The sequence below is a fragment of the Nonomuraea sp. B12E4 genome (assembly GCF_039871825.1).
Classification (GTDB): Bacteria; Actinomycetota; Actinomycetes; order Streptosporangiales; family Streptosporangiaceae; genus Nonomuraea.
The window spans coordinates 85,682-102,088 of the sequence record NZ_JBDPME010000021.1 but is presented as its reverse complement, the minus strand read 5'-3'; the positions used below and the strand labels follow the sequence as shown (position 1 = coordinate 102,088).

Below are 16,407 nucleotides of genomic sequence, written 5' to 3'. Positions count from 1 at the left end.
AAGGGGCCCAGCGAAAGCCACGGTGGAGGTGCTCAACGCGGCGGCCGACCGGTTCGGCCGCCGCTGAGGGCCCCGGCGCTGGACAAACCTGGCCATAAGCCCTCAGCACGCCAAGGCGTCCACCTCACCCGGCGCGCCGGGCCCCACCCCGCGCGGCGAGCACGGCGGCGCAGGCGGCGAGGGCCAGGCAGGCGGCGATCACTCCCAGGATGAGCGGCCACGGCACCACGAGGGGGACGTCCGCGTGCATGGCCGTGGCGAAGGCGCCTCGCATGCCCAGCAGCGCGGGCAACGCCACCACCAGCCCCAGCCCGGTGCCGAGCAGCACCACGAGCACCGACTCGGCGGCCACGGTCAAGAGCACCTGCCGGGCCGTCGCGCCGGACAGGCGCAGCACCGCGAGGTCACGGACGCGCCCGGCCGCCGACATCACCATCGTGTTCACGATCGCCACGCCCGCGTAGGCCGTCGACACCACGACGAGGAGCACGGTGGCGATCCACACCAGCCGGTCCTCCCCGTCGTCCGCCTCCGCCGAGTAGGTGGGGACGTCCACCACCCGTGCCCCCGGGCCGGGCGGCGCGGGAGCACCGGCGACGTACGCCTCCTTGGCGAGGGCCACCGGGTCGTGCCTCCTGAACAAGTCGCGGGAGAGCAGCACGTCCGCGTCCGCCTCCCGGACCACGCCGGCCACCGTCAGCGACGCCGAGGTGCCGTCCTCGAAGGACACCGGCAGTTTCGAGCCCGGTCTCAGCCCGCGATCCTCGGCCAGCCAGTCCGCCAGGAGCACCTGGTCCTCGCTCCGGAGCGCGTCGAGCGAGCCGGACACCAGCTGGACGTCGCCCGCCCGCTCCAGCAACGCCGGGGTGGCGCCGATGGCGCTCAGGGGGTCGCCGTCCGGCTCGTACAGGGCGCCGAACAGGGACGACCGCGCACCCGCCGCCGACGCCGCCGCGTCCGTCAGCCCCGGAGTGCCGTCCGGCACGATCACCGCGTCCGCCCGGATCGTGGTGGCGCGCACCGCGGCGAACGCCGCCGCGGTCGTCTGCACCATCCCCGTGATCAGCACCGCGCACCCCACCGTGATCAGCACCGGCGTGGCCGTGGCGGCCGTGCGGCGGACCGCGGCCAGCGCGCTCTCCCTCACCAGCATCCCGATCGCGCCGCGGCCCCGGGCGAACGGCCACGACACCAGCCGCGCCACCGGCGGCACGACCGCCGGAGACAGCACCGCCAGCCCCGCGATCACTCCCATCGCCGCGACCAGGCCCGACATCACGAACGCGTCCGAGCCGTCCGAACCGGCCGCGTCGGCCGCGGCCGCCAGGCCCAGCGCGCAGCACACCGCCCCGGCGATCCAGCGCAGGCGCGGCATCGGACGGTCGTCCACCTCGGCCTCGCGCAGCGCCTCCAGCGGGCGCACCCGCGCGGCCCGCCGGGACGCCGCCCACACACCCGCCAGCGTGACGGCCACACCCACCGCGAACGAGCCCGCGAGCGGCAGCGGCGACAACCGCACCGCGAAGCCCGGCGGCTCGAACCCGACCGTGATCAGCACGTCCCCCAGCACAGGACCGAGCAACGCGCCGGCCACCACCCCTGCCGCCGTCGCGGTGACACCGACCGCCAGCGCCTCGCCGTACACCATCCGCCGTACCTGGCGCGGTGTCGCGCCGACCGCGCGCAGCAGGCCGAACTCGCGGCGCCGCTGCGCCACCCCCACCGCGAACGTCGAACCCACCACCAGGATCGACACGAACGCGGACAGCACGGCCATGGCGGTGAGCACCTGCAGGCCGAGCCAGCGGGTCCGCTCGTGCTCCCGTGCCTCCAGGACGCTGCGCCCGTCCCCGGTGCGCACCACGCCGGCCACCGCCGCCCGTGCGGCCGCGGCGACCTCGCCGATGTCCGCCCCCGGCTCGATGACCAGGCCGATCGCGCGGACCCCCGCCGAGATGCGGGCCGCCTCCACGTCGTTCAGGTAGACCCCGGGCCCGTCCACGGTGCCGGACACCGTGTACGTCACCGGCCCGTGCACGGTCAGCACGGACACCCGCGCCCCCGGCGCGAGCCCCAGCGACCGGTCCAGCGCCACCTCGCCCTCCCGGGGCGCGACCCCGGCCGCCAGCGCGTACGGCGCCAGCATCGCCGCCGACCACGCGTACCCCCGGTCACCGGCCACCGGCCGGCCCCCGATGACCGGCTGCGCGTAGAACCCCCGATCCGGTACGGCATGCGCCACCCCGGGGATCGCGCCCAGCCGCCCCCGCAGCGCCGCGACCGCCTCCGGCGACCACGGGCGGTCCGGGGCGAAGTTGCCGTCGCCCCGCTCGATCATCGGCACCGAGACGAACACGGGCGTCCCCGCCAGCCGGTCGGGCACCTTCGCCCCGGCCGAGGTCAGCGCGAGGACGCTCATCGACACCATCGCCATGCCGAGGAACAGCACGACGAACCCCCCGGCGAAGGAGGGCCACCGCTCACGCAACGTCGCGAAGGTCAGCATGGCGCGGCCTCCAGGGCGGCCATCCGGGCGGCCACGAGGTCGGCGGTGACGGTGCCTGCGTACTCGTCCACCACACGCCCGTCGGCCAGGAAGAGCACGCGGTCGGCGTAGGAGGCCGTCACCGGGTCGTGCGTCACCATGATCATGGTTTGTCCGTGGTCGTCGACCAGCCCGCGCAGCAGGCCGAGGACCTGGCGCGACACCTTGGTGTCGAGCTGGCCGGTCGGCTCGTCGGCGAACACCACGGCGGGCCTGGTGATCAGCGCCCGCGCGATGGCCACCCGCTGTTGCTCACCGCCGGACAGGCCGCTGGGCCGGTGCCCCTCGCGGTCCGCGAGGCCGACCTCCGCCAGCGCCGCCCGGACCAGGCCGGGGGGAGCCGCGCGACCGGCCAGGCGCAGCGGCAGGGCCACGTTCTGCTCGGCGGTGAGCGCGGACACCAGGTTGAACGCCTGGAAGACGAACCCCACCCGCTCGCGGCGCAGCAGGGTCAGGCCGTTCTCGCTCAGCGAGCCGAGGTCGGTGCCGTCGATGACGACCGTGCCGTCGGTCGGCCGGTCCAGGCCCGCCGCGCAGTGCAGCAGGGTGGACTTGCCGGACCCCGACGGGCCCATGATCGCCGTGAGCGTGCCCGCGTGGAAGCTCGCCGTCACCCCGTCGAGCGCCTTCACCGTGTGGGCGGCCGTGCCGTACAGCCGGCGCACCGCCTCCAGTCGCACGGTCTCCTTGTGATCCATGCCGTCCAGGAAAGCCGCCTGTGCCGGGCCGGCGCATTGGCGCTGGGGCGAGCCTCCGAGGTAGACCCAGCACTACCGCGCCCCCGCAGGTGGATCGGTTAACGTCGGAGGGTGCTCGCCCGTACCGCCTTGGTGGCGATGACCCGCAGGCCGTCGGCGTTCCTGCGCTCGTCCTGGCCCTGGCGCTCGCTGGCCTACCTGCTGTGCAGTGCGGTCCACGCGGTGGTGGCGATTGTGCTGATCTACGCCGCCTACGCCTACGGCATCGGGGTCGCGAGCCTGGCCGGGCTGCTCGTCGTGGCGGTGCTCACTCTCCCGGCGGCGGCGTTCGAGCGGTGGCGGCTCCGGCTGGTGGACCGCGCGCCCGCGGGCGACCCGCACGTGAAGCCGCCGCGGCCGGGCCCGCGCGCCTGGCTCGCCACCCGCCTGCGCGAGCAGGCGACCTGGCGGGAGCTCGGGTTCACGGTCGTCGCGGTGTTCGCGATGTGGTTGATGGACCTCGGGCTGGCCTTCTCCGCGTTCTGGCTGCCGCTGCTGTTGATGTCGGGGCCGTTCCAGCCGGGCATGGACCCGGTGGAGGGCCTGCCGCTGTTCGCCGCCGGGCTGCTGCTGTTGCCGCTCTACGCCTACCTGGTGGCCGGGTGGGCGGGCTCCGCCTCGCCGGGCGCTGATCGTACGGGCCGTCCTCGCGCCCGGCGAGGCGGAGATCATCCGCTCCCGCGCCCGGCTGGTCGACGCGTTCGAGGCCGAACGCCGCCGGATCGAGCGCGACCTGCACGACGGCGCGCAGCAGCGGCTGGTGTCCCTCAGCATGAAGCTCGGGCTGGCCCGGCTCGACCTGCCGCCGGGGTCGCCCGCCGAGACGCAGGTCGCCGAGGCGCACGAAGAGGCCAGGCGCGCGCTGGCCGAGTTGCGGGAGCTGATCCGGGGCGTCCATCCCCAGGTGCTCACCGACCGGGGGCTCGGCGCGGCCGTGCAGGACGTGGCGGGCCGGTCTCCCGTCCCCGTCCACGTCGACGTCTGGCTGCCCGGCCGGTTGCCGTCCCCGATCGAGGTGACCGCCTACTACGTCGTGTCGGAGGCGATGGCGAACATCGCCAAGCACAGCCGGGCGCGGCGCGGGTTCGTCCACGGCCGGCTCCACGACGGCACGCTGGTGCTGGAGGTCGGCGACGACGGGGTGGGCGGCGCCGACCCGGCGGCCGGGTCCGGGCTGGCCGGGCTCGCCGATCGGGTCGCCGTGACGGACGGCGTGATGACCCTGTCCAGCCCGCCCGGCGGGCCGACGTCACTGCGTGTGGAGATCCCGTGTCCCGTCTCCGAATAGCCCTCGCCGAGGACGGCGTGCTGCTCCGCGAGGGGCTCGCCGGCCTCCTCGACCGGTTCGGCCACGCGGTCGTCGCCTCGGTCGGCGACGGCGAGGCGCTGGTCGCCGCCGTGGCCGAGCACGGACCCGACATCGTCATCGCCGACGTGCGCATGCCGCCCGGCTTCACCGACGAGGGCCTGCGTGCCGCGCTCGCGCTACGTGCCGCCCACCCGGGGCTCGCCATCCTGGTGCTCAGCCAGTACGTCGAGCAGACCTACGCGGCCGAGCTGCTCGACTCCGACGGCGGTGCGGGGATCGGCTACCTGCTGAAGGACCGGATCGGCGACGTACGGGAGTTCGTGGACGCGGTGGAGCGGGTCGCCGAGGGCCACACGGTCGTGGACCCGGAGGTGGTGCGACAACTGCTCAGCCGCCGCCGCGGACCGCTGTCCCGGCTGACCCCGCGCGAGCGGGAGGTCCTCGGCCTGGTCGCGGAGGGCCACTCCAACGCCACCATCGCCCGCGTGCTGTTCGTCACCGAGGCGGCGGTGGCCAAGCACATCGCGAACATCTTCGCCAAGCTGGACCTCCCGCCGGCGGCGGACGGGCATCGCCGGGTGCTGGCGGTGCTGGCCTACCTGCGGGGCTGATCAGGTGATGCACAGCTCGTTGCCCTCGGGGTCGGCGATGGTGATCCACCAGAGCGGCCCCTGACGGCCGCGGTGCAGCACCTTCGCGCCCTTGGCGGTGAGCCGCTCGACCACGGGCTCGATGTTGTTGGCGCCCACCCGGATGTCGAGGTGCACGCGGTTCTTGACCGTCTTCTGCTCGGGCTCCACCTGCCATCCGAGAGCGTCGGCCCACCAGTCCGCCGGCGAATGGGGATCGCCGGTGTCGATGACGACCTGGAAGTCATATGCCATAGCCTGATCCTGAAAGTAGGGTTCGTTGGCATGAACGAGTGGCAGGAAGTCGGCGACCGGGTCTATGTCCGGCGCCATCAATCGTTCGACCTCAACGTGGGCCTGGTCGTGGGCGACGGACACTGCCTCGTGGTGGACACGCGTGGCTCGCACCGGGAGGCGGCCGACCTGATCGAGGCCATCAGGCGGATCACCCCCAGCCCGTGGACGGTCGTCAACAGCCACTCCCACTTCGACCACTACTTCGGCAACGCCCTCTTCCGTCCCGCCGAGATCTGGGGCCACGTCAGGTGCGCCGAGGTGATCGAAGAGTGGGGTGAGCCGCATCGCGCCGGCATGATCGAGGCACGGCCGGAGCGGCGCGTGGAGTTCGAGGAAGTGACGATCGCGCCGCCGGATCACACGTTCACCGCCGCGGCCGACCTCGACATCGGCGGCCGCGTCGTGCGCCTGCGGCATTTCGGGCTCGGGCACAGCAGCAACGACGTGGTCGCGTACGTTCCCGACGCCGGGGTGGTGTTCGCCGGTGACCTGGTGGAGGAGGGGGCGCCGCCGGCGTTCGGGGACTCGTACCCGCTGGACTGGCCGGTCACGACGGCGGCGATGCTCGACGAGCTGCCCGGGCAGGTGATCGTGCCGGGGCACGGCGCGGTGGTGGACCGGGAGTTCGCCCGGGCGCAGCACGACGAGCTGGCCCTGGTGGCGGAGCTGGCCAAGCGGGCCCATGTGGAGGGGCTGCGCGACGTGATCAAGCTCTTCCCCTACGTGGAGGACGTGACCAGGCAGGCGGTCGCCAGGGCGTTCATGCAACTCGACGGCTAGCCCAGTGGTCGACGGCCGTCCCGACCCCGGCCGCGGTAGCCGAGGGCTCAGGCGATCACGATTCCGGCCTCAGCGAGCTTAAGCGGAAATTTCGCGACAAATCCTGATTTGTCGTATACCAGCGAGCCCTCGTGCAGGACCGCGATGTCCCGCGCGATCGGCAGCCCGAGGCCCGCGCCGCCCGCGTCCCTGGCGCGGGCCTCGTCGAGTCGGGTGAAGCGGTCGAACACCGCCTCGCGCTGCTCGGGCGGGATGCCGGGGCCGTCGTCGAGCACCTCCAGCACCGCCTGGTCGTGCTCGGCGCGCACGCGTACGCGTACGGTCGAGTCGGCGTGCCGGACCGCGTTGTCGGTCAGGTTCGTCACCAGCCGGTCGAGGTGCGCGCGCGAACCCAGCATCACCACGTCGGGCTCGATGTCCAGCTCCACCCGCACCTCGGGCCGGCGCCGGGCCGAGCTCCGGCGCAGCGCCTCCTCGGCCGCCACCTGGCCCAGGTCCAGCTCGGTGGCCCGCAGCGGCTCGCCCGCGTCCAGCTTGGCCAGCAGGAGGAGGTCGGCGGCCAGGTGCTGCAGGCGCTCGACGTCGGCCAGCGCCTCCCGGGTGAGCTCGCTGGGCTCGGCCAGCTCCAGCCGGGCGCGCAGGGTGGCGATGGGGCTGCGCAGCTCGTGCGCCGCGTCCGCGACGAACCTCTTGTGCCGCTCCACGGCCGTCTCCAGCCGGTCGAGCGTGCCGTTCACGGTGGTGGCCAGCGCGGCGATCTCGTCCTTCGAGTCCGGTACGGGCACCCGCTGGTGCAGGTCGCGCGCGGTGATGTGGGCGAGCTTGGTCCTGATCGCGGCCACCGGAGCCAGCGCCCGGCCCATCGAGAGCCAGGTCATCCCCGCCACCACGAGCAGCACGGCGGGCACACCGGGCAGCAGCGCGCCGTACAGCGTCCGCAGCGCCAGCGCCGCGCCCTCCAGCGAGACCCGGGACCACAACACGGCGGGGCCGCCCGGGGTGCGCACCTCGCGCGCGGCCACGGCGTACTTCTTCGGCTCCGCCCATTCGCCGGCCGCGGCGTACTTCTTCGGCCCTGCCCATTCGCCGGTCGCGGCGGCCTTGTCCTCGATCAGCAGCACGTCCGGATCGGCGATCTTGCCGCGCTGCGTGATCACACCCGCCTCGCCGCCCGGAGGCTTGACCTGCCCCGGCCCCACCTTCAAGGTCTCCGCGTACGGCACCGCGGCCGCCGCCTTCTTGACCGCCTCGGCGTCCGCGTTGCTCTCCAGGGTGCCGCGCAGCGCCATCACCAGCACCACGGCCACACCCCCCAGGGCCAGGGCCACCACGAGCGTGGCCGCCGCGGTGGCCCGCAACCGCACGGAGGACAGGACCGCCAGCACCCGTGACCGGCCCGTCATGTCGCCTCCAGCCGGTAGCCCGCCCCGCGGACCGTCAGGAGCGTGGTCCTGCCGAAGGGCACGTCGATCTTGCGGCGTAACGCGCTGATGTAGACCTCGACGATGTTCGGGTCGCCGTCGTAGGAGAAGTCCCACGCCTGGGCCAGCAGCTCGCTCTTGGAGACCACCTCGCCGGGCCGGCGTGCCAGCGCGTGCAGCACCGCGAACTCCTTCGGCGTCAGCCCGATCCCCACCTCGCCCCGGCGGCACTTCAGCCCCGCCGGGTCGATCACCAGGTCTCCCACGGTGATCGTCACCGGCCGCTCCCGCCCGCCCCGCCGCACCAGCGCCCGCAACCTGGCCAGCAGCACCACGTAAGAGAACGGCTTGGCCAGGTAGTCGTCGGCGCCGTTGTCGAGCGCCTCGGCCTCGTCGTAGATGCCGTCCTTGGCGGTGAGCATCATGATCGGCGTCCAGTTGCCCGACTCGCGCAGCCGGGAGCAGATCGCGTACCCGTTCATCCTGGGCAGCATCACGTCCAGGACGATCACGTCGTACGCGTTCTCGGTGGCCATCCACAGCCCGTCACGGCCGTCGTGTGCCACGTCCACCGCGAAGCCCTCGCCGGCCAGCCCGCCCTTGACCAGGCCGGCCAGCCGCTCCTCGTCCTCCACCAGTAACACTCGCACGTCGCCAGCGTGCCCCAAGCCGCCTAAAGCCGACCTGAAGAGCGTCGCTCCGGGAACGACGGGTGCGGCCCCAGCGCCCAGTACTCGAGGAGCCCGTGGCCGACGAGCCCGTCGTACTCGAAGCGCCCGACGGCGTCCACCATGCCCCACATCCGGCCGGCATCGTCGGGCAGCCGGTACGTCGCGCCCTGCACCACCGGCTCCATGCCCTCGCTTGTAGCAAGCGCTTGGTGTGTCAACGGCACGCACCCCTGGCGAACAGGAAGGCGCGCCCCCGTATCGGACGGGGGCGCGCCTTCCCTCGATCGACCTCCGACGGAATCACGACATCTTGCGTGACGTGTCTTCCGCGCTGTTCGATGCGTTGGTCGCCATCCGATTGGCCGACTCGGCAGTCCTGTCGGCCTTCTCGCCGACCCAGCGTGACGCATCAGAGGCGGAGTCCTTCATGTGCTCGGTCCACTGCTGGGCATTGCGGCGATAGAACAGGTATCCGATGGCGCCCACCGCGACGCCGGTCAGCAGCATGAGCATCGGCCACCCCCGCCGTGACGGCGGCGGCGTGGGGTCGATCCGCCTGGCCGCCGCGGACAGCATCGAGCTGACCATGGGCGCGACCTGTGCTTCGAACCCTTGAGCCGCGGACTCCAGCCGCGGCGCCGCCCAGTAACGGGCGTCTTCGATGCGCTGGGCGGCGGCCACCTTGGCCTGGTCCGCCATTGGCGCCATCCGATGGCTGGTCCTCATGGCCCGGGCCCTTGCCCGGTCCATCCATGTGGCCGGGTATCGCATGGCCACACGGCGTTTTCTCAGTGTCAGGGACACGACAACCTCCCCTGTCGTTGGGACCCGAGCCTGACCTTCCCTGGACAAGGCGGCTCAATCATGGCCACCGTGGGAGGATGTCTCTGAAGGCCGAACGGCCATAGTTCTCAAAACATCACAAATCAACCCTGCACATAGAGGGGGGCAGCTGTCTCGTGGCTGAGAAGCTGATCGCGAATCTGAAGACCAACCGCGGAAATATCAAGGTCGAGCTCTTTCCCAACCGAGCTCCCAAGACCGTGAGAAACTTCGTCGAGCTCGCCGAAGGCGGCCGCGAATGGAAGCATCCGGGCACCGGCGAGAAGAGCACCGGTCGCTACTACGACGGCACGATCTTCCACCGGGTCATCTCCGGCTTCATGATCCAGGGCGGCGACCCCCTGGGCCAGGGCATCGGCGGCCCCGGATACGAGTTCGACGACGAGATCCACCCGGAGCTCTACTTCAACCGCCCGTACCTGCTGGCCATGGCCAACGCGGGCATCCGCGCCGGCAAGGGCACCAACGGGTCGCAGTTCTTCATCACGGTCGTGCCGACGCCGCACCTCAACGGCAAGCACACGATCTTCGGTGAGGTGGTCGAGGGCCAGGACGTGGTGGACGCCATCGCCAAGACGAGCACCGACCGCCGTGACCGCCCGACGCAGGACGTCGTCCTGGAGTCGGTCACCATCGACCGCGTCGAGTCCTGAGCCGGGGGGACGGATCGAAGACCGTCCCTCCCGGACGGTGCGGACCGCCCCGGGCTCGCGCTCGGCGTCACCAAGCGCGCGTAGCAACCGCGAACCCCCCGGGGCACCACACATCACCCGCAAGCCATCAGAAACGCCACACAGGCGCTGCAGGCACGCTCACGAGTGCGTGCGTGCGTGCGGCGCGGTCGTCATGTGGGCCCCATCCCCGCACGCCGGTGGGGTGGGGGCAGGCGTCGCGGAGTGGGGTCACGGGATGGTGGGGTGGGCGTCGCGGGAACGGCAGTCGGCACGCCCGACGCGGCACCGTCGCCCACGCCATAGGCTTCGGTCATGACCAGCCAGCCGCCCAGCCCGCCCCCTCAGCCCGAGCAGCCCGCTGAGGCGGTCCCCACGTGCTACCGGCATCCCGGCAGGGAGACCTGGGTCCGCTGCCAGCGTTGCGAGCGGCCCATCTGCCCCGACTGCATGCGCGACGCCGCCGTCGGCTTCCAGTGCCCCGAGTGCGTGGCCGAAGGCAACAAAGGCATCCGCAAGGCCAAGTCCACCTTCGGCGGTAACGTCGTCCGCACCCCCTTCGTCACCTGGGCGCTCATGGGCCTCACCGGGCTGGTCTTCGTCGGCCAGCTCCTGGGCGGCGCCACGATCACCGGGACGCTGGCGATGTGGCCGATCGGAGTCGCCCTCGGCGAGTTCTACCGGCTGATCACCGTGGCCTTCGTCCACTCCGTCAGCAGCCCGCTGCACATCCTCTTCAACGGCTGGGCCATCTTCGTGATCGGCCCGTACCTGGAGCGGGCGTTCGGGCACACCCGCTTCGCGGCCCTCTACCTGCTGAGCGCGCTCGGCGGCTCGGTGCTCGGCATGTGGCTCGATCCTGTGGACACCCCGACGGTCGGCGCCTCGGGAGCCGTCTTCGGGCTGTTCGGCGCCGTGTTCGTGGTGGGCCGCAAGCTCAACCTGGACGTACGCGGCATCACCGTGATCATCGCGCTCAACCTGGCGATCACCTTCGTGTTCCCGCTGATCAGCAACGCGCGCATCAGCTGGACCGGCCACGTCGGCGGCCTGATCACAGGCACGCTGCTGGCCGCGGCGCTGGCATACGCGCCCACGAAGAACAGGATGGTGTGGCACGCGCTGGCCATCGCTGGAACGCTGGTCGTGCTGGTGGCGCTCGTGCTGGTCCGCGTCCCAGCGATCGTCAGCATGCTGAGCTGAGCTTCCCCAGGCTGTGGAAAAGACTGTGGAAAGAACTAACGCCAGCGGGTGGAAAGCACCACACCGAAGATGATGAAAACGAACCCGATCAGCAGGTTCCAGTTTTGGAGGTCGCTGAAGAAGGGCGCCTGCGGGGCGACGTAATAGATCGCGATCCACAGGATGCCGATGATCCACGCGACGACCATCGTGGGCGCCAGCCAGCGCGGGCTGATCTTGACCTGCTGGGACCTCTGCGGCGGGGTGTAAACCGCCTTCTTGCGAGCCTTCGACTTGGGCACTGGGTAACTCCTGCTGAGGGCCTGGGCTTCCGGATCGTCCACAGGCTCTTCGATAAGCGTAGTTGAAGCTTGCCAAGGATAGTCGCCACGCGCATGTCATGGCGATCCCCAGATGCCGCTTCTCTGCCGAATACGCTGATCGCATGCGGGCCACGCTCCGGACCGTGGGGGAGACCAGCATCACCGCGGGCCTGATCCTCATGCTGTTCTGCGCCTACCTGCTCTGGGGCACGGGCTCCTACACCCAGAGCCAGCAACGGCTGCTCCAGCGCCAGTTGGCGGTCGAGAAACCGCGCGGGGCCCGGCCCGGCCAGGCCCTCGCCCTGCTGCGCATCCCCAGGCTGGGCCGCGACTACCAGTACGTCGTGGTCGAAGGCGTCGACGCCGAGCACCTGAAGAAGGGCCCCGGCCACTACCCCGGCACCGCCCTGCCCGGCCAGCTCGGCAACTTCGTGCTCTCCGGCCACCGGACCACGTACGCGGCCCCGTTCAACGAGATCGACGAGCTCGAACGCGACGACGAGATCATCGTGGAGGCCCGCGAGGCCCGCTACACCTACCGCGTGACCTCCCAGGACGTCGTCGAGCCCGACGAGGTGGACGTGCTGGCCCCGGTGCCCGGCAAACCAGACATCCGGCCCATCCGCGCCTTCATCACGCTGTCGACCTGCCACCCGGAATACTCGGCCGCCGAGCGCCTCATCGTCTACGGCGTCCTCAAGGAGACCGAGCCGAAAGAGCCCGAGTCGAGGGAGACCTGAGCATGTACGTCTGGCTCTGGCGCAAGCTGCCCGGCAGCCTGGGCACCAGGGTGCTGACGGCCGCCGTGCTGGTCGCCGCCGTGGTGGCCGTACTCTGGTATGCCGTGTTCCCGCTCTTCGAGCCCATGGTGACGGTGGACGAGGTGACCGTAAGGAAATGAGCCGCGTGCTGGTGGTGGACAACCATGACAGCTTCGTCCACACCATCGTCCAGTACCTGCGCCGGCTGGGCGCCGACTGCGACGTGCGGTCACGCGACGACGTGCGGGTGCGCGACGCCGACGGCTTCGACGCCGTGCTCGTCAGCCCGGGGCCCGGCACCCCGGAGGCGGCCGGTGTGAGCGTGCCCCTGGTCCGCCACGCGGTCGAGCACCACCGGCCGCTGCTCGGCGTCTGCCTGGGCCACCAGGCCATCGCCGTCGCCTGTGGCGCCGCTGTGGCCCGCGCGCCGGAGCTCGTACACGGCATGACCAGTGCCGTCCGCCACGACGGCAGGGGCGTGTTCGAGGCGCTGCCGTCACCGGTGCGGATGACCCGCTACCACTCGCTCGCCGTGCTGCCGGAGACCGTGCCCGAGGTCCTCGACGTGACCGCCCGCACCGAGGACGGCGTCATCATGGGCCTGCGCCACCGCCTGGCGCCCGTCGAGGGCATCCAGTTCCACCCCGAGTCCGTCCTGTCGGAGCACGGCCACCGGTTGCTGCGGAACTGGCTGCGCGGAATCGTGTAACGAACATCTCGCGTACGGCGACTTACATGTGAGCGTCCCCGCCGTTGCCCCCGAGCGGCGGGGGCGTTCTTCGTCGTGGCCATGCGTGCGGCGGGCTGTCGCCACACCTGCCGGCTGTCGCCACACGTGCGGAAGGGCCGCCCGGCGGGCGGCCCTTCGCCGTGTTCGTCAACCGTGTGTCGTCAGCCCCCGAAGGAGCCGTCGTCGCCGCGGTCGGACCCGCCGTCGAGCGGATTGTCCTGGTTGCCCTGGTCGTCCTGCGTCGGATCGTCGGACGGGAAGTCCGGCTGCTGGTCCGTCGGCACGTCCTCCGACGGGAATTCCTCGCTCGGCGTCGGGAACGACTGCTCGGGGCCGGTGGACACCGTGATCGTGATGGTCGTGTTGGCCGGCTGCCTGGCACCCTCCGGCGGGTTCTGCTGGATGACCGTGCCGGCCGGTTGCTCGTTGGGCATCTCGGAGACCTTGACCTTGAAACCGGCGGCCTTGATCTGCGAGGTGGCGTCCTCCTGGGTGAGCCCGATCACACTGGGCACCTCGCCCAGATCCTTGGGCACGAAGATGGTGACAGTGCCGCCCTTCTCGATCGTCTCGCCGGCCTTGGGGTCGGTGGCGATGACCGTGCCCTGCTCCTTGGTGGAGTTGCGGGTCTTGACCGAGGCCTGCAAGCCGGCCTTGTCGAGCGCCTGCATCGCCTCCGCCTGCGAGAGGCCGATGAGACCGTCAGGCACCGAGATCTTCTCCGGGCCCTTGGACACGACCAGCTTGACGGGATCGCCCTTGTTCACCTTGGTGCCCGCGTCCGGCTCCGTCCTGACGACGATGCCCTTCTTGACGTCGGAGCTGGGCTCCTCCACCACCTGGACGGCGAGTCCGAGCGCCTTGAGCTGATCCTCCGCGTATGCCCGCTCCTGCGTCTCCAGGGACGGGACCTCGATCTGCGTGTCGGTCGTGGCGCCCTTGGAGCCGAAGACCACGTAGCCGACCGTCACGAACGCGCCGATGATCAGCAGCGGGATGATGATCCACAGCGCGGTCTTGACGGCGTTGCCGCCACCGCCGCTGTTGGCCCTGCGCCGCCCGCCGCGGCCACCGCCGTCCCCGTCGCCGTAGTCGTAGGGCGGGATGTTGCCGCGCTGCGTGGCCGGGCCCTGCGCCGCCTGGGTGGACGTCATCATGCGCGTGCCCTGGCTGTAGTTGCCGGTCATCGCCATCGTCTGGGCGTCGACCGGCATGCCGGACATCGCCCGCTGGATGTCGGCCCGCATCTCGCCCGCGCTCTGGTAGCGGTGGGCGGGGTCCTTGGCCATGGCCTTGAGCACGATCGCGTCGGCCCACGCCGGGATCTCCCGGTCGATCTGCGACGGCGGGATCGGGTCCTCGCGGACGTGCTGGTAGGCGATGGCGACGGGGGAGTCGCCGGTGAACGGCGGTTGGCCGGTCAGCAGTTCGTACAGGAGGCAACCGGTGGAGTAGATGTCGCTGCGCGCGTCCACCCGCTCGCCCCGCGCCTGCTCCGGCGACAGGTACTGGGCGGTGCCGATCACCTGGGCCGTCTGCGTCATCGTGGCCTCGGAGCCGGCCATCGCGCGCGCGATGCCGAAGTCCATCACCTTGACGTCGCCGGCCCGCGTGATCATCACGTTGGCCGGCTTGATGTCGCGGTGCACGATGCCGCCGCGATGGCTGTAGTCGAGGGCCCGCAAGATGCCGTCCACCAGCTCGACCGCGCGCTCGGGCAGCAGCCGCCGATCCTGCCGCAGCAGGTCGCGCAGGGTCCTGCCGTCGACATATTCCATCACGATGTACGGCACGGGGACGCCGTCGGTGACATCCTCGCCGGTGTCGTAGACAGCGACGATCGCCGGGTGGTTCAGGGAGGCCGCCGATTGCGCCTCACGGCGGAACCTGGCCTGGAAGGTGTGGTCACGCGCCAGGTCGGACCGGAGGGTCTTGATCGCGACTACGCGGTCCAGCCGGATGTCTCGGGCACGATACACCTCGGCCATGCCGCCACGCCCGGCGACACCGTCGAGCTGGTAGCGACCGCCGAGTAGCCGAGGCTGAGTCATTTCCTGCACTGTCCCTTACCGTTCATCTTGGGTACCGGCCTGCTCGGGGGGCCGCCGGTGTCCATCATCGACCCCGTAGCGCATCACGTCTCCCCCTTCGGCGGGTTTGTCTCTCCCGGTTCCGGCGAGGCGGTTGGTGTCGGAGTTGTAGGTGTATCTGTGGGCGTTGGGGTGAATGTGGGTGTTGGGGTTCGGGTGGTCGGGGTCGGTTTCGGTGTCGGCTTCTTGGTAGGAGTTGCCGACTTGCTTACCGTAGCCGACCGCGAGGGTGTTGGCTTCGGTGACTTGACGGGAACCACCGATGGCCGCCGGGTGCCCGTCCGCGTCTTCGACGGCCTGAGCTGCTCAGGCGTAGGCGTCCTGGGCCCGGTCGACTCGGCCGACTCGGCCGACTCGGTCACCTCGGGGGTCGGTGTGGGCCGCTGCTCGCGATTGGCGAACGTCACCGCGCTCAACCCCACCGCGGCGACACAGCCGGCCGTGGCGACCAGGGCCAGTGTCCTGGCGCCCCGCCGGCCCCGCGCCGGCCTGACCTGCAGCGCGGTGTCCGGGGCGAGGTTGTCGGTGGTCCGCTGGTCCTCCAGTGACGGCTCGCGTACGCGGAAGCCGCCGGGGTCGGTGAACATGCTGAGCTCGGCGACGTGCTCGGCACCGGTCAGCGACTCGCGCAGCACATAGGCCCGGTCGGCCACCTCCAGCGCCGTCGCGGGCCGCTGCGCGGCCTCCTTGGCCAGCAGCGCCATGACCAGGTCACGCACCGGCGCGGGCACGTCCACGCCGAGCGGCGGCGGCACCTGGTTGAGGTGCTGCAGCGCGATCGCCACCTGGTTGTCACCCCGGAACGGCGTGCGCCCGGCCAGGCACTCGTAGGCCACCACGCCCAGCGAGTAGAGGTCGGTCGACGGCGTGAGCTGGAAACCCTGCGCCTGCTCGGGGCTGACGTATTGAGCCGTGCCCAGCACCGTGCCGGTCTGCGTCACCGGCGCCGCCTCCAGGGCCCGCGCGATGCCGAAGTCCGTCACCTTGATCGTGCCCTCGGGCGTGACCAGCAGGTTGCCTGGCTTGACGTCGCGGTGGATGATCCCGGCGGCGTGGGCGACGTGCAGCGCCTTGGCCGTCTGGTAGACCACGTCGAGCGCCACCTCGGGCCCGAGCGAGCCGTTGCGGGCCAGGATCGCCGACAGCGGCTCGCCGTGCACCAGCTCCATCACCAGATAGGCCAGGTCGCTCTGCTCGCCGTAGTCGAAGACCTGCGCGATCCCGGGATCGGCCAGCGCCGCGGTGAGCCTGGCCTCGTTGCGGAACCGCTCCAGAAACGTGGGGTCGGCGTGGATGTGGCTGCGCAGGATCTTCACCGCGACCTCGCGGCCGAGCAGCTCGTCCTGGGCACGCCACACCTCGCCCATACCGCCGGTGGCGATACGGGAGAGCAGGAGGTAGCGGTTACGGAGCCGCAT

At 71.5% G+C, this 16,407-nt stretch carries 18 protein-coding genes and 1 pseudogene; 9 read left to right on the top strand and 10 right to left on the bottom strand.

Features of this window, described 5'->3' with window-relative positions; translation table 11 throughout:
* Positions 1–124: 124 nt before the first annotated feature.
* Complete coding sequence (locus ABGB18_RS35325) at positions 125–2,506, bottom strand: ABC transporter permease (protein WP_347700003.1); 2,382 nt, start codon at positions 2,504–2,506, stop codon at positions 125–127.
* Positions 2,500–3,243 (bottom strand): ABC transporter ATP-binding protein, encoded by a 744-nt coding sequence (locus ABGB18_RS35320; RefSeq protein WP_347700002.1) that lies wholly within the window; start codon positions 3,241–3,243, stop codon positions 2,500–2,502. Before ABGB18_RS35320 ends, ABGB18_RS35325 begins: the two co-directional genes overlap by 7 nt.
* Positions 3,244–3,381: 138 nt before the next feature.
* Here ABGB18_RS35320 and ABGB18_RS35315 point away from each other — a divergent pair.
* The 3 genes and pseudogenes from ABGB18_RS35315 to ABGB18_RS35305 all read left to right on the top strand — a co-directional run.
* Positions 3,382–3,834: pseudogene (locus tag ABGB18_RS35315) on the top strand (sensor domain-containing protein); the annotation flags it as partial.
* Between the two features lie 208 nt (positions 3,835–4,042).
* Positions 4,043–4,570: a histidine kinase gene (locus ABGB18_RS35310; RefSeq protein WP_347700001.1), complete on the top strand. Its 528-nt coding sequence runs from the start codon at positions 4,043–4,045 to the stop codon at positions 4,568–4,570.
* On the top strand, positions 4,552–5,202 hold the full coding sequence (locus ABGB18_RS35305) for a response regulator transcription factor (protein ID WP_347700069.1): 651 nt from the start codon (positions 4,552–4,554) through the stop codon (positions 5,200–5,202). The genes ABGB18_RS35310 and ABGB18_RS35305 overlap by 19 nt, the downstream gene beginning before the upstream one ends.
* Here ABGB18_RS35305 and ABGB18_RS35300 read toward each other — a convergent pair whose 3' ends face one another.
* Complete coding sequence (locus ABGB18_RS35300; RefSeq protein WP_347700000.1) at positions 5,203–5,475, bottom strand: VOC family protein; 273 nt, start codon at positions 5,473–5,475, stop codon at positions 5,203–5,205.
* 30 nt (positions 5,476–5,505) lie between these two features.
* On the opposite strand from ABGB18_RS35300, the gene ABGB18_RS35295 reads away from it, so the two are divergent.
* Positions 5,506–6,297 carry an MBL fold metallo-hydrolase gene (locus ABGB18_RS35295; RefSeq protein ID WP_347699999.1) on the top strand — a complete coding sequence of 264 codons (792 nt, stop codon included), beginning with the start codon at positions 5,506–5,508 and terminating at the stop codon, positions 6,295–6,297.
* 47 nt (positions 6,298–6,344) lie between these two features.
* Here ABGB18_RS35295 and ABGB18_RS35290 read toward each other — a convergent pair whose 3' ends face one another.
* The 4 genes from ABGB18_RS35290 to ABGB18_RS35275 all read right to left on the bottom strand — a co-directional run bounded on the left by ABGB18_RS35290 (position 6,345) and on the right by ABGB18_RS35275 (position 9,088).
* On the bottom strand, positions 6,345–7,700 hold the full coding sequence (locus ABGB18_RS35290; RefSeq protein ID WP_347699998.1) for an ATP-binding protein: 1,356 nt from the start codon (positions 7,698–7,700) through the stop codon (positions 6,345–6,347).
* Complete coding sequence (locus tag ABGB18_RS35285; protein ID WP_347699997.1) at positions 7,697–8,368, bottom strand: response regulator transcription factor; 672 nt, start codon at positions 8,366–8,368, stop codon at positions 7,697–7,699. The genes ABGB18_RS35290 and ABGB18_RS35285 overlap by 4 nt, the downstream gene beginning before the upstream one ends.
* Positions 8,369–8,391: 23 nt before the next feature.
* Positions 8,392–8,607: a hypothetical protein gene (locus ABGB18_RS35280; RefSeq protein ID WP_347699996.1), complete on the bottom strand. Its 216-nt coding sequence runs from the start codon at positions 8,605–8,607 to the stop codon at positions 8,392–8,394.
* A gap of 82 nt (positions 8,608–8,689) precedes the next feature.
* The gene (locus ABGB18_RS35275; protein ID WP_347699995.1) at positions 8,690–9,088 is read right to left on the bottom strand and encodes a YtxH domain-containing protein; all 399 of its coding nucleotides are present in this window, start codon (positions 9,086–9,088) and stop codon (positions 8,690–8,692) included.
* A gap of 260 nt (positions 9,089–9,348) precedes the next feature.
* Between ABGB18_RS35275 and ABGB18_RS35270 the strand changes: the two genes are divergently transcribed.
* Together ABGB18_RS35270 and ABGB18_RS35265 are read left to right on the top strand one after the other, a co-directional pair.
* The gene (locus tag ABGB18_RS35270) at positions 9,349–9,885 is read left to right on the top strand and encodes a peptidylprolyl isomerase (protein ID WP_347699994.1); all 537 of its coding nucleotides are present in this window, start codon (positions 9,349–9,351) and stop codon (positions 9,883–9,885) included.
* Positions 9,886–10,218: 333 nt separating this feature from the next.
* Positions 10,219–11,106 carry a rhomboid family intramembrane serine protease gene (locus tag ABGB18_RS35265; protein WP_347699993.1) on the top strand — a complete coding sequence of 296 codons (888 nt, stop codon included), beginning with the start codon at positions 10,219–10,221 and terminating at the stop codon, positions 11,104–11,106.
* A 35-nt stretch (positions 11,107–11,141) separates the two neighbouring features.
* Here the strand turns inward: ABGB18_RS35265 and ABGB18_RS35260 are convergent, their stop codons facing one another.
* On the bottom strand, positions 11,142–11,387 hold the full coding sequence (locus tag ABGB18_RS35260) for a cell division protein CrgA (protein ID WP_347699992.1): 246 nt from the start codon (positions 11,385–11,387) through the stop codon (positions 11,142–11,144).
* A gap of 143 nt (positions 11,388–11,530) precedes the next feature.
* Here ABGB18_RS35260 and ABGB18_RS35255 point away from each other — a divergent pair, with 143 nt between their 5' ends.
* From ABGB18_RS35255 to ABGB18_RS35245, 3 genes are read left to right on the top strand one after another with little or no spacing between them, the layout of a single operon-like run.
* The gene (locus tag ABGB18_RS35255) at positions 11,531–12,148 is read left to right on the top strand and encodes a class E sortase (protein WP_347699991.1); all 618 of its coding nucleotides are present in this window, start codon (positions 11,531–11,533) and stop codon (positions 12,146–12,148) included.
* 2 nt (positions 12,149–12,150) lie between these two features.
* On the top strand, positions 12,151–12,309 hold the full coding sequence (locus ABGB18_RS35250) for a hypothetical protein (protein ID WP_347699990.1): 159 nt from the start codon (positions 12,151–12,153) through the stop codon (positions 12,307–12,309).
* Positions 12,306–12,878, top strand: coding sequence for a gamma-glutamyl-gamma-aminobutyrate hydrolase family protein (locus tag ABGB18_RS35245; protein WP_347699989.1), 573 nt, complete (start codon positions 12,306–12,308; stop codon positions 12,876–12,878). The genes ABGB18_RS35250 and ABGB18_RS35245 overlap by 4 nt, the downstream gene beginning before the upstream one ends.
* Positions 12,879–13,060: 182 nt before the next feature.
* Here the strand turns inward: ABGB18_RS35245 and pknB are convergent, their stop codons facing one another.
* Together pknB and ABGB18_RS35235 are read right to left on the bottom strand one after the other, a co-directional pair.
* A complete protein-coding gene (pknB, locus tag ABGB18_RS35240; RefSeq protein WP_347699988.1) occupies positions 13,061–14,950 on the bottom strand; it encodes a Stk1 family PASTA domain-containing Ser/Thr kinase in 1,890 nt (629 codons plus the stop codon).
* An 83-nt stretch (positions 14,951–15,033) separates the two neighbouring features.
* Entirely contained in the window at positions 15,034–16,407 is a 1,374-nt protein-coding gene (locus tag ABGB18_RS35235) for a serine/threonine-protein kinase (RefSeq protein ID WP_347699987.1), read from the bottom strand.

Excerpts from the sequence above, each read along its gene's own strand:
- pknB (WP_347699988.1), bottom strand. The coding sequence starts at position 14,950 with ATGACTCAGCCTCGGCTACTCGGCGGTCGCTACCAGCTCGACGGTGTC.
- ABGB18_RS35250 (WP_347699990.1), top strand. The coding sequence starts at position 12,151 with ATGTACGTCTGGCTCTGGCGCAAGCTGCCCGGCAGCCTGGGCACCAGG.
- ABGB18_RS35290 (WP_347699998.1), bottom strand. The coding sequence starts at position 7,700 with ATGACGGGCCGGTCACGGGTGCTGGCGGTCCTGTCCTCCGTGCGGTTG.
- ABGB18_RS35245 (WP_347699989.1), top strand. The coding sequence starts at position 12,306 with ATGAGCCGCGTGCTGGTGGTGGACAACCATGACAGCTTCGTCCACACC.
- ABGB18_RS35295 (WP_347699999.1), top strand. The coding sequence starts at position 5,506 with ATGAACGAGTGGCAGGAAGTCGGCGACCGGGTCTATGTCCGGCGCCAT.
- ABGB18_RS35235 (WP_347699987.1), bottom strand. The coding sequence starts at position 16,407 with ATGCGGCTCCGTAACCGCTACCTCCTGCTCTCCCGTATCGCCACCGGC.
- ABGB18_RS35255 (WP_347699991.1), top strand. The coding sequence starts at position 11,531 with ATGCGGGCCACGCTCCGGACCGTGGGGGAGACCAGCATCACCGCGGGC.
- ABGB18_RS35325 (WP_347700003.1), bottom strand. The coding sequence starts at position 2,506 with ATGCTGACCTTCGCGACGTTGCGTGAGCGGTGGCCCTCCTTCGCCGGG.
- ABGB18_RS35275 (WP_347699995.1), bottom strand. The coding sequence starts at position 9,088 with ATGGCGGACCAGGCCAAGGTGGCCGCCGCCCAGCGCATCGAAGACGCC.
- ABGB18_RS35300 (WP_347700000.1), bottom strand. The coding sequence starts at position 5,475 with ATGGCATATGACTTCCAGGTCGTCATCGACACCGGCGATCCCCATTCG.
- ABGB18_RS35265 (WP_347699993.1), top strand. The coding sequence starts at position 10,219 with ATGACCAGCCAGCCGCCCAGCCCGCCCCCTCAGCCCGAGCAGCCCGCT.
- ABGB18_RS35320 (WP_347700002.1), bottom strand. The coding sequence starts at position 3,243 with ATGGATCACAAGGAGACCGTGCGACTGGAGGCGGTGCGCCGGCTGTAC.